This is a genomic window from Streptosporangium sp. G11 (genome assembly GCF_051192615.1).
Taxonomy (GTDB): Bacteria; Actinomycetota; Actinomycetes; order Streptosporangiales; family Streptosporangiaceae; genus Streptosporangium.
Genome location: NZ_JBPJUQ010000004.1, coordinates 61,363 through 75,369, shown reverse-complemented (window position 1 = coordinate 75,369; position 14,007 = coordinate 61,363). Strand labels below are relative to the sequence as shown.

The 14,007-nt window shown below is 71.2% G+C and carries 13 protein-coding genes; 10 read left to right on the top strand and 3 right to left on the bottom strand.

What is annotated here, in order from left to right; all coding sequences use genetic code 11:
• Nucleotides 1-6 precede the first annotated feature (6 nt).
• From ACSDR0_RS05645 to ACSDR0_RS05615, 7 genes are all read left to right on the top strand, one after another.
• Nucleotides 7-1,047, top strand: coding sequence for an LLM class F420-dependent oxidoreductase (locus ACSDR0_RS05645; protein ID WP_435287658.1), 1,041 nt, complete (start codon nt 7-9; stop codon nt 1,045-1,047).
• 208 nt (nt 1,048-1,255) lie between these two features.
• Entirely contained in the window at nt 1,256-2,383 is a 1,128-nt protein-coding gene (locus ACSDR0_RS05640) for a M24 family metallopeptidase (protein WP_435287657.1), read from the top strand.
• Between the two features lie 25 nt (nt 2,384-2,408).
• Complete coding sequence (gene efp / locus ACSDR0_RS05635; protein ID WP_329093065.1) at nt 2,409-2,969, top strand: elongation factor P; 561 nt, start codon at nt 2,409-2,411, stop codon at nt 2,967-2,969.
• Nucleotides 2,969-3,379 carry a transcription antitermination factor NusB gene (gene nusB, locus ACSDR0_RS05630; RefSeq protein ID WP_435287656.1) on the top strand — a complete coding sequence of 137 codons (411 nt, stop codon included), beginning with the start codon at nt 2,969-2,971 and terminating at the stop codon, nt 3,377-3,379. Before efp ends, nusB begins: the two co-directional genes overlap by 1 nt.
• Before the next feature lie 207 nt (nt 3,380-3,586).
• A complete protein-coding gene (locus ACSDR0_RS05625) occupies nt 3,587-4,345 on the top strand; it encodes a class I SAM-dependent methyltransferase (RefSeq protein ID WP_435287655.1) in 759 nt (252 codons plus the stop codon).
• Nucleotides 4,346-4,382: 37 nt separating this feature from the next.
• Nucleotides 4,383-5,621, top strand: coding sequence for a DNA polymerase IV (gene dinB, locus ACSDR0_RS05620; protein ID WP_435287654.1), 1,239 nt, complete (start codon nt 4,383-4,385; stop codon nt 5,619-5,621).
• 147 nt (nt 5,622-5,768) lie between these two features.
• On the top strand, nt 5,769-6,170 hold the full coding sequence (locus ACSDR0_RS05615) for a DUF3040 domain-containing protein (RefSeq protein WP_329093946.1): 402 nt from the start codon (nt 5,769-5,771) through the stop codon (nt 6,168-6,170).
• A 362-nt stretch (nt 6,171-6,532) separates the two neighbouring features.
• Here the strand turns inward: ACSDR0_RS05615 and ACSDR0_RS05610 are convergent, their stop codons facing one another.
• Genes ACSDR0_RS05610 through ACSDR0_RS05600 form a run of 3 tightly spaced genes read right to left on the bottom strand, consistent with a single transcriptional unit; the run spans nt 6,533 to nt 11,201 of the window.
• Entirely contained in the window at nt 6,533-8,974 is a 2,442-nt protein-coding gene (locus ACSDR0_RS05610) for a transglutaminaseTgpA domain-containing protein (RefSeq protein WP_435287653.1), read from the bottom strand.
• Entirely contained in the window at nt 8,971-10,227 is a 1,257-nt protein-coding gene (locus tag ACSDR0_RS05605; RefSeq protein WP_435287652.1) for a DUF58 domain-containing protein, read from the bottom strand. Before ACSDR0_RS05605 ends, ACSDR0_RS05610 begins: the two co-directional genes overlap by 4 nt.
• Nucleotides 10,224-11,201, bottom strand: a complete 978-nt coding sequence (locus ACSDR0_RS05600; protein WP_435287651.1) for an AAA family ATPase — start codon at nt 11,199-11,201, stop codon at nt 10,224-10,226. The genes ACSDR0_RS05605 and ACSDR0_RS05600 overlap by 4 nt, the downstream gene beginning before the upstream one ends.
• Before the next feature lie 491 nt (nt 11,202-11,692).
• Here ACSDR0_RS05600 and mraZ point away from each other — a divergent pair, with 491 nt between their 5' ends.
• The 3 genes from mraZ to ACSDR0_RS05585 all read left to right on the top strand — a co-directional run bounded on the left by mraZ (nt 11,693) and on the right by ACSDR0_RS05585 (nt 13,839).
• Nucleotides 11,693-12,124, top strand: coding sequence for a division/cell wall cluster transcriptional repressor MraZ (gene mraZ / locus ACSDR0_RS05595; protein WP_344747384.1), 432 nt, complete (start codon nt 11,693-11,695; stop codon nt 12,122-12,124).
• A gap of 226 nt (nt 12,125-12,350) precedes the next feature.
• The gene (gene rsmH / locus ACSDR0_RS05590) at nt 12,351-13,343 is read left to right on the top strand and encodes a 16S rRNA (cytosine(1402)-N(4))-methyltransferase RsmH (protein ID WP_435287650.1); all 993 of its coding nucleotides are present in this window, start codon (nt 12,351-12,353) and stop codon (nt 13,341-13,343) included.
• A 43-nt stretch (nt 13,344-13,386) separates the two neighbouring features.
• A complete protein-coding gene (locus ACSDR0_RS05585; RefSeq protein WP_435287649.1) occupies nt 13,387-13,839 on the top strand; it encodes a hypothetical protein in 453 nt (150 codons plus the stop codon).
• The last annotated feature ends 168 nt before the right edge of the window (nt 13,840-14,007 follow it).

The window sequence follows — 14,007 nt, the reverse complement described above, 5'->3', positions numbered from 1 at the left end:
CTCACGATGCGCATCGGTATGGCCCTGAACTACTCGGGGGGCTTCAAGGAGACGGTGGCCGAACTGGCCGACTACGAGAAGGCCGGTCTCGACATCGTCTTCGTCGCCGAGGCCTACAGCTTCGACGCGGTCAGCCAGCTGGGCTACATCGCCGCCAGGACCGAGAGGCTGCAGATCGCCTCCGGCATCCTGCCGATCTACTCCCGCACCCCCGCCCTGCTGGCCATGACCGCCGCGGGCCTGGACTACGTCTCCGACGGCCGCTTCACCCTCGGCCTGGGCGCCTCGGGCCCGCAGGTCATCGAGGGCTTCCACGGTGTCCCGTACACCGCGCCGCTCGGGCGCACCCGCGAGGTCATCGAGATCTGCCGCCAGGTCTGGAGGCGCGAGCGCCTCACCTACGAGGGCAGCCACTACACCGTCCCGCTCCCCGCCGGCCAGGGGACCGGGCTGGGCAAGCCGCTGAAGCTCATCAACCACCCGGTCCGCGACCGCATCCCCGTCGTGATCGCCGCCATCGGGCCCAAGAACGTCGAGCTGTCCGCCGAGCTGGCCGAGGGCTGGGAGCCGATCTTCTACGTGCCGGAGAAGGCCGCCGACGTGTGGGGCGCCTCCCTGGCGGCGGGCAAGGCGAAGCGGGACCCGGCGCTGGGCGAGCTGGACGTGATCGCCCAGGCGGCGCTGGCCATCGGCGACGACGTCTCCGGCTGGCTGGAGCTGGGCCGCCCGATGGCAGCCCTCTACATCGGCGGGATGGGCGCCAAGGGCAAGAACTTCTACAACGACCTCGCCCGCAGGTACGGCTACGAGAAGGAGGCCGAGCAGATCCAGAACCTCTACCTGGACGGCAAGAAGGACGAGGCCGCCGCGCTCGTACCGCACGAGCTGCTGGAGAAGATGTCCCTGATCGGCTCCGAGGGGCACGTGCGCGACCGCTTGCAGGCCATGCGTGAGTCGGGTGTCACGACCGTCAACGTCGCCCCGCTGGCGAATACCCACGAGGAGCGCGTCCGGCTCATCGAGAAGGTCGGGGAACTCGCCTCCTGACCCGCCCCTCCCGCCGGAGGGCCGGCGCGCGACCAGGCGGGAGGCCGGGCGGAGCCGGGTGCCACGGCCGGGCGGAGAGCCGGGCGGAGCCGGGTGCCGCGATCAAGCGGGAAACCGGGGCCGGGTGTCATGACCGAGTGGGAAGCCGGGGCCGGGTGCCACGGCCAAGGTGACGACATCGGTCAAAGCGGTTAATAACATGCATGCCATGACCGCCACCCACGCCCGGCGCCGCGCGGACCTCGCGGCCCTGCTGCCCGCTCACGAGGCGGACGCGATCCTGGTCACCGGCGGCGTGAACGTGCGCTACCTGACCGGCCTGGCCAGCTCCAACGCGGCCGTCCTGGTCAGGGCCGACGCCACCGCCACGCTGGCCACCGACTCCCGCTACATCGGGGCCGCCCGGCGCGTCTGCGACGACATCGAGGTGATCGAGAAGCTCGACGTCGCCGGGGCCCTGCTGCCCGAGACCGGCCGGACGGGCATCGAGGCCGACCACATGCCGGTCGCCGACTACTTCCGGCTGGACGGGAGGCCCCTTCGCCTGTCCGGGGTGGTGGAGTCGGTGCGCATGGTCAAGGACGACGCCGAGATCGACCTCATCCGCACCGCGTGCGAGCTCACCGACCGGGCCTTCGCCGAGGTCCTGCCCGGCCTGCGTCCCGGGCTGACCGAGAAGGAGGTCGCCAGGGCGCTGGAGCGCCGGATGATCGAACTGGGCGCGGACGGGCTCGCCTTCGACTCGATCGTCGCGAGCGGCCCCAACGGCGCGATCCCGCACCACTCGCCCTCGGACCGGCCGCTGGAGCGCGGCGACCTGGTCACCATGGACTTCGGGGCGCTGTACCGGGGCTACCACGCCGACATGACCAGGACCGTGGCGATCGGCGAGCCCGCGGGGTGGCAGCGCGAGCTGTACGACCTGGTCCGCGCCTCCCAGCGGGCCGGCGGCCTGGCCGCGCGGGTCGGCGCGGCGCTCCACGAGGTGGACGCCGCCGCCCGCGACCTGATCGCGAAGGCGGGGTACGGGGAGTTCTTCAAGCACGGCCTCGGCCACGGCGTCGGGCTGCAGATCCACGAGGCGCCGTTCCTGTCCCCGAGAAGGCCGGAGGGCTCCCCGGAGAGGGGGGAAGGCTCCCCGAAGCTGGAACGATCTTCACGAAAGCCGGAGCGAGACCATGAGCACGCTAGACTAGAGGATCGAGTTCCGGTAACCGTCGAACCCGGGGTTTACCTTCCCGGCAGGGGCGGCGTCCGCATCGAGGACACGCTCGTGGCGCGCGATGGCGGGCCGGAACTTCTCACACGGACGACCAAAGAGCTGCTCGTCCTTTAAGAGCGGCCGTACGCAGGAGAAACTAGTGGCGACGACGAACGACCTCAAGAACGGCCTGGTGCTCAAGCTCGACGGCGGTGAGCTCTGGGCCGTCGTGGAGTTCCAGCACGTCAAGCCCGGCAAGGGCGGCGCGTTCGTCCGCACCAAGCTTAAGAACGTGCTATCGGGCAAGGTCGTCGACAAGACCTTCAACGCGGGCGTCAAGGTCGAGGTGGCCAACGTCGACAAGCGCGAGATGCAGTTCTCCTACATGGACGGTGACGACTACGTCTTCATGGACACCGAGAACTACGACATGCTCCACGTGACCAGGGTGGCGGTCGGCGACTCGGCCAACTACCTCCTGGAGAACATGCTGGCCACCGTGGCGATCAACGAGGGCAACGTCCTCTACGTCGACCTGCCCGCGGCCGTCGAGCTGCTCGTCGCCGAGACCGAGCCCGGCCTCCAGGGCGACCGCTCCACCGGCGGCACCAAGCCCGCCACGCTGGAGACCGGCGCCGAGATCAAGGTGCCGCTCTTCATCACCACCGGCGAGAAGGTCAAGGTCGACACCCGCACCGGCGATTATCTCGGCCGCGCCTGATGTCGGCACGGGGCAAGGCGCGCAGGCGCGCGCTGGACATCCTCTTCGAGGCCGAGGCGCGCAGCGAGGACCCGATGAGCGTCCTCGCCGAGCGCCTCGAGCGGGCCGAGCCGCCCGTGAACGAATACACCACGACGATCGTCGAGGGCGTGTGCAGGCACCGGTCGCGCATCGACGAGCTGATCACCACCTACTCCGAGGGCTGGACGCTCGACCGCATGCCGGCGGTCGACCGCAACCTCCTGCGCGGCGGCACCTACGAGCTGCTGTGGATGCCCGACGTCCCCGAGGGCGTCGTCATCAGCGAGTGGGTCAGCCTGGCCTCCGAGCTGTCGACCGACGAGTCGCCGCAGTTCGTCAACGGGCTGATGGCCCGTTTCAAGCAGCTCAAGCCGTCCCTGGCGCTCTAGCCGCCGCCACGGGGAGCCCGGATCTCCGGTCTCCCCGCCCCGGCGCGCTTCCGTCCGGGGCGTCCCCTTTCCTCCGGGCTTGCCCGCTGGACCTGTCCTCGTCCGGAAAAAGACTCGATCAAGCGGGAGTATGGATAGTCCTTGGGCCGCGCCGGGGGGCGCGCGGCGTAGGCTGGGCTCGTCACCGTCCGAGGAGGCGATCTGAAGTTGCACGCCGTAGGCATCTCACGGCAGGCGGGCACCCCCGCGGTCCGCACAGCGGTCGTGTGGGACGTTCTGAGTGCCGTGCTGGCCGAGCGGGTGGCCGCGACAGGCCGTGAGCGGCTCGACATCGTCGACGCCGGGGGCGGCACGGGTGGTTTCGCCGTTCCCCTGGCCGGCCTGGGGCACGCCGTGACGGTCGTCGACCCCAGCCCCGACTCGCTCGCCGCGCTGGAGCGCCGCGCGGCGGAGGCCGGGGTGGAGGTGCGCGCCCTGCAGGGCGACGCCGCCGACCTGGGGGAGCTGCTCCCGACCGGCGGGGCCGACCTGGTGCTCTGCCACAGCGTGCTGGAGTACGTGGAGGACCCGGCCGGCGCGGTGAAGGCCATGGCCGGCCTGCTGCGCGAGGGCGGCGTGATCAGTGTGCTCGCCGCCAACCCGCTCGCCGCCGCGCTCCACCGTTCCATCGCCGGCAGGTTCGACGAGGCCCTCCAGGTCCTGGACGATCCCGAGGGCCGGTGGGGCGACCGTGACCCCACGCCCAGGCGTTTCACCCGCGAGGCTCTGGAGCGGCTTCTCGCCGTGACGGGCTTCGCGCCCGGCGAGGTCCACGGTGTGCGGGTCTTCGCCGATCTGGTGCCCAGCAGGCTGCTCGACGGCGAGCCCGGAGCCGCCCGCGCCCTGGTCGCCCTGGAGCAGGCGGCGGCGGCGCACCCGGTGCTCCGCGACATCGCGACCCAACTGCACGTGCTTGGCCACCGGTGAACGCCGCATCGAACGCGTGTTCCCGTAGGATGGCGGCGTGTCGAGAAAGCAGCAGATACCGCGTCCGGGTTCCGATCTGGGGACGGACGACACCGGCTGCCCGATCCTCCACGTCGACATGGACGCCTTCTACGCGGGCGTCGAGCTGCGCGACCGTCCCGATCTCCGGGGCACCCCCGTCATCATCGGCGCGCCCGGGGCGCGCGGGGTGGTGCTCAGCGCCACCTACGAGGCCCGGAGGTTCGGGGTGCACTCGGCCATGCCCATGACCCGGGCCCGACGGCTCTGCCCCCAGGCGGTGATCATTCCGCCGAGCCGGGGCAAATACGCGGAGGTCTCCCGGCGCGTCATGGAGATCTTCCAGACCTTCACCCCCGAGGTCGAGCCGATCGCCTCCGACGAGGCGTTCCTCGACGTCGGCGGGGCCCGCAAGCGTCTCGGGCCGCCGACGGCGATCGCCCGGATGATCCGCGAGCAGGTCGTGCGCGAGCAGGGCATCACCTGCTCCGTCGGGGTCGCCAACAGTAAGTTCGTGGCGAAGCTCGCCTCCCAGCACTGCAAGCCCGACGGCCTGTTCGTCGTGCCCGCCGACAGGGTGGTCGACTTCCTGCACCCGCTCCCCGTGGCGGCGCTGTGGGGCGTCGGGGAGCGCACCGAGCAGTCGCTGGCCCGCCTCGGGATCAAGACCGTCGGCGACCTCGCCAGGGTCCCGGTGGACACGCTCCAGCGGGAGCTGGGCCAGGCGGCGGGCACGCACCTGGCGTCACTCGCCTGGGGGCGCGACGAGCGCCCGGTGACCCCGGACGTCCCCGACAAGAGCATCGGCGCGGAAGAGACTTTCGCCACAGACATCGCCGACCCCGCGGAGATCCGCAGGGAGTTGCTCCGGCTCTCCGAGCGGGTCGCCGCCAGGCTCAGGCGGGGCGGCAGCGTCGGCCGCACGGTCAGCGTCAAGCTCCGCCGCGCCGACTTCACCACCCTCTCCCGGTCCCGGAGCCTGCGCGAGCCCACCGACGTCGCCAAGATCCTGTACGACGTCGCCTGTGCCCTTTACGCCGCCTCCGGCCTGGAAAACGTCCACCTCAGGCTGGTCGGCGTGCGGGTGGAGAACCTCAGCCCGGTCGCCGGGGCGACCCGGCAACTCGGGCTCGGAGAGCGCGAGACGGGCTGGCGGGAGGCCGAGCAGGCGATGGACAGGGCGGCCCGTAGATTCGGTCACGATGCCGTCCTCCCGGCCTCCCTTGTTCGCCCGCCGTTTGATGGAATAGATCCATGACGCCGCCTCCGGTTTGGACTACGTTGGACGTTTTCTTTCGTCTACGTCTACAGCCTCGTATTCTGGGGATAACCGACCGCGAGGTTCGGACACCCCGTGTCGTCCGTCACCGTCTTCCCCGTCCTGGGGCTGTCCTTGGGAGGCGCCGTGCCGCTCTCTGAGCACGAGCAGCGCTTGCTCGACCAGATCGAGCAGGCCCTCTACGCCGAGGACCCGAAGTGGGCCAATACCGTCAGGATCAGTGATCCCCGCAGCCACTACAGGCGCCGCCTGGTGAAGGCCTCCATCGGCTTCATCCTGGGTGTCGTCCTGCTGATGGTCGGCGTCGTGATCATCAACATCCCGCTCGGCGTCGGCGGTTTCGTGGTCATGCTCGCCGCGTGTCTGTGGGGTCTGTCCAGCTGGAAGCGGATGAACGGATTCGGTGAGGCCAACGCGGCCACGCCGTCCGATCAGCCGCGAGGCAAAGGGGGGCGCCGTTCCGGCTCCCGCCAGAGCTTCATGGAACGCATGGAGGAGCGCTGGCGCCGTCGCCACGACGAGCGCTAGCCCGGCAGGGCCCACCGCCGCCGCCCGCGGCGGCTCTCTCCCCTGACGATCCCCCTGTGACGACGAGGGTCACTCCCGGTGCGGGAGCGGCCCGCGTCACCCACCGAGTTCGTCCCCCGCGCGCCCTGACGGCCTCCGTACCCCCGGTGATCGAGGTCCGCCACCCCCGCGCCCCCGGACGATCCCGGGGCCACTGTTTCGTACCCTCCGGCGACCGAGGTTTTCGGTCCACGCCTCCGGCCGTCCTGAGCGGTCCCGTTCCTCCGGCGACCGGGGATCCCGGCCCGCGTTTCCGGTCGTCCGGAACCATCCCGTTCCCCCGATGATCGGGACGCGGTCGCGCGTCCCGATCACCGGGGGCCTCAGGCGCCCTTCCTGGCCGGTCCGCGGAACCGGATGTTCTCCAGCCGGTCGAAACCGTCCAGCACCCGCCCGCCCATCGCCCGCATCCGCAGGAGCGTGGAGGGCGGCAGCAGCACCGCCCTGATCCGCCTGCCGCGGGTCACGGTGGCCGCCAGCGCCCGCCGCACGCTCCGCATGTCCTCGCGCAGGGTGCCGATCTCGCCCGGGGTCCTGGCGTAGAGCATCCGCTCCACCGCCGAGGCGATCCTCGCCAGCGCGGCGGCGGCCTCCGGCTCGAACACGTACTGCTCCGCCAGCCGCCTGGCCAGCGCGCGCGGGCTCTCGCTCGCCTGCCGCGACATCCCGTAGTCGCACAGGACGTCGTCGAGCTCGGCCCACGAGGCCATCACCACGGGCTCCCAGCGGATCTCCCTGGACGCGCTGGGAGAGACGGCGCCGGTGGGATCCGGCCCGGCCGGCCCGTCGCCCGCCGGGTCCCTGACCCGCCGTGAGTAGAGCCTGCCGCGGCGGACCCGCAGCTGCCAGCGGATCAGTCCGGGGATCAACGCGATCAGCAGCGCGATCGCGACCCCGATGCCGATCTTCGCGGCCAGCGGCATTCCCTCGTCCACGGGGGTCAGCGCGCCGCCGAACTCCCGGTCGAGGATCTCGTTGCGGCGGTCGTTCGCCGCCCCGGTGGGGGAGTCGGAGCCGGTGGGGCCCGACGACGGTGCCGCGCTCGGCTCGTCGGGGGTGGCCGGTGCCACCTCGGGGCGGGTGTAGGACGGCACCGTCGCGCTGCCCTGGCCCGCTCCGCCCGCCGGGGTGGGCTCGAAACGGAGCCACCCGGTCCCCTCGAAGTACAGCTCGGGCCAGGCGTGCGAGTCGTGGGTGCGCACCTGCCATCCGCTGGAGGTGACGCTGCCCCCGGTGTAGCCGATGGCGACCCGCGACGGGATGCCCAGGACGCGCGCCAGCACCGCCATGGAGGCGGCGAACTGCTCGCAGTAGCCGGTCCTGTTGCGGATCAGGAAGTCCGTCAGCGCCGGGCCGTCGTGTCCCTGGGTGGCCAGGCTGTAGGTGAACCCGCCGCTCTCGGTGAAGAACTCCTGCAGCTGGATCGCCTGCTCGTACGGGCTGGAACCTCGCTCGGTCTCCCGGAGGGCCAGCTGCCTGATCTCCTCCGGCAGCTCCTCCGGCAGCGCCAGGTAGCGTTCCCTGATCGCCGTGACGGGCGGGGCCGCCGACTTGAGCCCGTCCGCCGTGGGCTCGGGCTCGGCGGTGACGGCCTGGTACGTCAGGCCCCCGGCGGTGTTCCGCGTGGAGAAGACCATGAGCGTGTCGCGGTCGGGCCGCCAGTCGCCCGCCACCGTGACCTTGGACACGGGGTAGGGCAGGGGAAGGAAGCTCAGCCTCCTGACCTGGTCGCTCACCGTGACCGTGACGGTCGCCGGCGTGACGGGCGCGCTCGCGGCCTGGCCGGGGGGCAATGGCATCGGCCCGTCGGACGTCCGGTCCTCGGGGCGGCCCCTGGGCTCCGACATCGTCCACTGCTCGCCGTCGAAGATGTCGAGGGAGTACATCCTCAGGTAGCGCGGCGTGCTGTCGCTGGCCTCGTAGGTCAGGACGGTGGAGTTCTCCGGCAGCGACAGCTGGCCGCGCAGGTTGACCATGGGGTTCGGGATGCTGATCGAGTTGCCGCCGCCCCTGCCGTTGCCCACGCCGAAGCCGAACAGCGGGTTGGGCTCCATGGTAGGCAGCAGCGCGGGCAGCAGGACGGCCAGCACGATCGCGGTGAAGCCGATGCGCTTGCCGGAGAGCCGCAGCGCCCCGGTGTCGGCGGGGCTGGGCCGGGCGACGGTGAAGGACGACGTGCGGCGCACCAGCACCGCGCGGCCCCAGTGACTGACCCGCTCCCGCCCGTCGGCGACGAGGATCCCCAGGTAGCCCAGGGCCCCGATGATGAACGCCGGCCAGCTGATCGGCTCGGCGATCACCGCCGCCGGGACCGTGAACAGCGCCAGCAGCGGCAGCCCGGTGAGGGCCGCCCTGCGCAGCCGCGCGGCCAGCAGGTCCACCAGGACGGCGATCAGGCCGACGCCGCCGCAGGTGAGCAGGACGATGCCGGTGCTGTCGGGCACGGGCGCGGCGAACCGCTGGATGTCGGTGAAGCCCGTCGTCAGCAGCCTGTCCAGTTTGGCGAGCGAGTCCCAGGTGGGGACCACCCTCGCCCACGCCTCGTCCCCGGCGAACGCCGCCGTCAGATAGACGAACACCGCGAGCACCTGCGCGGGCGGCGCCAGCCAGCCGGGCAGCGTGTAGTGGCCGGCCAGCGCGCCGATCCCGGTCACGATCAGGATGGCGCCCAGGCTCGACCAGAACCAGGCGCCGCCCTGGAAGAGCGGGTAGAGCGCGATCGCGACCGCTCCCGTGGCCACGCCCGACGCGATGGGAAGTCTCATGAGCCACCCCTGCTCGCCGCGAATCGTCCGCCTTGCGCGGCGTCCTGCCACACGCTCGCGACGGAGCCGCCGGCGGGCAGCCGCACGACGCGCCAGCCCGTTCCCGCGAACACCGAGCGCGCCGCCTGGAACTCCTCGTCCTCGCCCAGTTCGGGACTCTCCCAGCCCGCCACGTCCAGCATCACGGCCACGCCGATCACGTTGCCGTGCCTGGCCCTGGCCAGCTCCTGGGCCTGGTCGAGGTCCATCTTGCCGAGCACGGCCACGATCAGGCCGTCGCCGCCGCCCTGCCGGAGCGCGCCGACACCGTACTCCAGCGACCGCGCGGTGCTGGTCCGTACGACGGCCAGGGTGTCCAGCAGCGACAGGCTCTGCCCGTTGTCGGTGAGGTGCTCGGCTCCCTGGTCGGTGACCAGGCGCAGGCCGAGACCCTCGTGGGCGAGGTGCACGCCGATGGAGGCCGCGGCCGAGACCGCCGCCTCGAACGACGAGCGCGGGCCCTCACCCCGGTGGGCGTAGCGCCGGGTGTCCAGCAGCAGCGCGCCCCTGCTCTGCCACTGCTGCTCCTCGCGCCGCACCATCAGCTCGCCGTGCCTGGCGGTCGAGCGCCAGTGCACCCGCCGCAGGTCGTCGCCCTGCCGGTACTCGCGCGGCGCGACGTCGTCGTCTCCGGCCGCCGCCACGCTTCTCGTACGGCTGTCACCCCCGCCCGTCCACTCACCGGCCAGGCGGACGTGGGGCAGCGCCACCACCTGGGGCGTCACCATCAGCGTGTCGCTGATGGTGAACGACCTGGTCAGCTCGACCAGGCCGAAGGGGTCGCTGATCCGGATGGAGAGCGGCCCGATGCCGAAGCGCCCGCGCAGGTCGGAGCGGACCCGGTAGTCGATCTCCCGGATGCCCTGCGCCTCCACCCGGTCCAGGACGAACCTGGGACGGGCGCCGAGGGCGTAGGGAACGGTGTCCTCGATCATCAGCAGACCGGTCGGCAGCCGGGTGACGTTCTCCAGCCGCAGCGTCACGGTGGCCTCGTTGCCCACCTCGGTCCTGGGCGGGTCCAGGCGCCGGGCGCAGCTCAGCCGGTAACGGGTGCGGGCGACCACCATGGCCGCCAGCAGCGGCAGCGAGACGATCAGCACGCCGATCCTGAGCAGGTCGTGCTCGCCGAGGATGAAGGCGCACAGCAGCGCCGCGACGCCGGACGCGAGGAAGGACCGGCCGCGGGCGGTGAGCGCCTTGAGGCCTGAGGTCACCGGGGCTGGGCCTCGGGCACGGGCACCCGGCGGACCAGGTCGGTGAGCACCTGCTCGGGCGGGCGGCGCTGCCCCTGGGCCTCGATGCTGGGCAGCAGCCGGTGCGCCAGGACGGGGATGCACAGTTCCTGCATGTCGTCGGGGATGACATAGTCGCGGCCCGCGAGCGCGGCGTGCGCCCGCGCGGCCCTGACCAGCTGCAGGGTCGAGCGGGGGGAGGCGCCCAGCCGCAGGTCGGGGGACTGGCGGGTGGCGGTCACCAGGTCGATCGCGTACTTCTTGATCGGCTGGGAGACGTAGACGCCGCGCACCGCCTCGATCAGCGCCTTCACCTCCTCGGTGGTGGCCACCGGCTCCAGCTTGTCCAGCGGGGAGGCGGCGCCGTGCACGTCGAGCATCTCCAGCTCCGCGGAGGGGGCGGGGTAACCCATCGCGATCCGGGCGGTGAACCGGTCGCGCTGCGCCTCGGGGAGGGGATAGGTGCCCTCCATCTCGATCGGGTTCTGCGTCGCGATCACCATGAAGGGGGAGTCCAGCCGGTAGGTCGCGCCGTCGACGGTGACCTGGTGTTCCTCCATGCACTCCAGCAGCGCCGACTGGGTCTTCGGCGACGCCCGGTTGATCTCGTCACCCACCACGATGTTGGCGAAGATCGGGCCGGGCTTGAACTCGAACTCCCGGGTCTGCTGGTTGTAGGCGCTCACTCCGGTGATGTCGCTCGGCAGCAGGTCGGGGGTGAACTGCACGCGGCGCACCGGGCAGTCGATGGACCGCGCCAGCGCCTTGGCGAGCATGGTCTTGCCGACTCCGGGCACGTCCTCGATGAGAAGGTGTCCCTCGGCGAGCAGTACGGTCAAGGTCAGGCGGACGACGTCGCTCTTGCCCTCGATCACCGATTCGATCGACTGGCGGATCCGGTGCGCGGTGACAACAAGATCATCGAGCTGTGGTGAGACGTCATGGGTTACTGCCACCAGGCCTCCATGAGGGTGCGGCGGTTGCGCGCCGGGGGGTTGCCGTTGCGGAATCTTTGCGATCCCGTAACTCATTCTGCTTGCCGACACTACGACGCCGTGCGTTCCCGCGGCGACTTTATGCGGTCATCAGGGCTGATTCCGGGTAAACAGCCATAGTGTGTGCCACGGCCGTCGCGATCCTGTACAGGTGGCGTGCCGATCCTGTGACGGTGCGGGGACCTCGCCTTACAGCATTCTTCACTGCTCTGCGGTTTATTTCATGATCTTTGGGTTATTCGGCGGCCTTACTCGACACGCCCATGACGTATGACGGGCCGCTTACCCCCTCCACTCCGCACCACCCCAATTGAACTGGGGAAATGTCGGCGAAACCCGTCGTGAAGAGGCGCGGAATCAGTTGACGGTGGAGAGAAGTGGAGTATGGTGGTGCGCAGTGGAGGGCAGGGCTGCGACGCCTGGCGCTCCGCTGGGCACGGGAGGTGACGCCGATGTTCCTCGGCACCCACCACCCGCGTCTCGATGACAAGGGACGGCTGTTCCTGCCGGCGAAGTACCGCGAGGAGCTGGCGGAGGGTCTGGTGATCACCAAAGGCCAGGAGCGCTGCCTCTACGTCTTTCCCGTAGAGGAGTTCCAGCGCATAACCGAGGCTCTGCGCACCGCGCCGGTGACCGCCAAGGCGGTCCGTGACTACAGCCGTGTCCTCTTCGCCAGCGCATCCGACGAGGTCGCCGACAAGCAGGGCCGGATCACCGTGCCGCAGGCTCTGCGCGAATACGCCAGCCTGCGCCGTGACTGCGTGGTCATCGGGGCCAACACCCGGCTGGAGATCTGGGCCGCTGACGCCTGGAGCGCCTATCTGGCCGACCAAGAGCAGGCTTTTGCCGATCTGTCGGAGGAGGTGCTGCCAGGGATTCTGTGACTCCACGGTCGACTCATCGGTAAAACGTCGTTCGGCGAGGTCTCCACCCGCAACCACCTGCCCGTCAGCTGATGCACCTTCCCCGGTGTCAGGTGACGGGTGGACACGCGGGTGCGGATGGGGACCTGGCCGGACGGCCCCGGGGGTGGGGGCCAGTTTTCGACATACCGGTGAGCGTCCGCCGCGCGTCCACGGGACGAGGCGGGAAAGAGGGGGGTTGCGCTTCATGCGCGCCGAGAACCACAACCATGATCTCCAGGCACCCGGGGGTCACGTCCCCGTCATGCTCGACCGGGTGCTGGAGTTGCTCGCTCCGGCGCTGGCCCGCCCCGCCCCCGTGCTCGTCGACGCCAACCTCGGACTCGGTGGTCACGCCGAGGCGCTGCTGGCCGCGCATCCCTCGCTCCACCTGATCGGGATCGACCGCGATCCCACCGCCATCGAGCGCTCCACCGCCAGGCTCGCCCCGTACGCCGACCGGATCACGCTGGTCCGCGCGGTCTCCGACGAGCTTCCCGAGGTGCTGGCCGAGGTGGGCCGTCCCCGCGTCGACGCCGCGCTGTTCGACCTGGGCGTCTCCTCCCCGCAGCTGGACGAGGCGGAGCGCGGTTTCGCCTACTCCTACGACGCGCCGCTGGACATGCGGATGGACCGCGACGAGGAGCTGACGGCCGAGGTCGTGGTCAACACCTACCCGGCCGCCGACCTGATCCGGATCCTGCGGGATTACGGAGAAGAACGATTCGCCCCGCGTGTCGCGCACTTAATCATCAAGGAAAGGGCCAGAGAGGCCATAACGTCTACCAAGCGGCTTGCGGAGATCGTCAGGACGGCGATCCCGGCCGCTACTCGCAGGACCGGGGGCAACCCCGCCAAAAGGACTTTCCAGGCGTTGCGGATCGAGGTGAACGCGGAGTTGACGGCGCTGGAACGCGCGCTCCCAGCCGCGCTCGACGCATTGACGCTGGGCGGGCGCGTCGTCGTGCTCGCGTACCACTCCCTTGAGGACCGGCTGACGAAGCAGGTCATCACCGCGCGGACCAGGGACACCGGCCCTCCCGGCCTCCCCGTCCCGCTGCCGGCTCACCAGCCGCGGTTCGCGCTCCTGACAAGGGGAGCCGAGCTTCCGAGCGAAGAGGAGGTGGCCCGCAACCCGCGGGCGGCCTCCGCCCGGTGTCGGGCGGCAGAGAGGATCCGTGAGGCAGTTGACGAGGAGTGAGACAGACGTCCGACGCGCCGCGCCCAGCCGCGGCGCGCGACCTGTGCGCGTCCCCCGCGCGGTGCCGCAGGGATACGGGACCAGGCCGGCCAGGCCGGCGTCCGCCGCCGCTCCGGCCGCGCAGGTCAAGGCGCCTCCCGCGGCCCGCCGCTCCCGGCCGCCGAGGGCTCCCTTCCTGCTGCTCGTGGTCGGCCTGCTCTGCGGCGGCCTGGTCAGCCTGCTGCTGCTGAACGCCGTGCTCGCCAAGGACTCCTTCAAGGCCAACGGGCTGCGCAACGAGATCAGCGGCCTGCGCATCGAGAAGGAGGGCAAGAAGAGCGCCATCATGCGGCAGGAGATGCCCAACGCGGTCGCGAAGAACAACGAGCTCCAGGGACTGGGGCCCGACTGGGACACCGCGCGCGTCATCACCCCCGACACGCCCGCAGGCAGGGCCGTCGTCGGTGACGTCCGGACGCCCGCGGGGCAGGAGCGAGTGCCGGGCACGGGCCGGTGAGGGAGACCGGCGGTCCGGGACAGGGTCGCGGCGGTCCCGCGGGAGGATCTGCCGGAGGCTCGGGCCGCCGCGCTCCCGGCGGCCCCGGCCGGACGGCCAGGCCGGGCGGTTCCCCGGACGTTCCCGGCAGGCCGCGCAGGCCGGGGTCCGGCGACGCCGGGCCCTCCG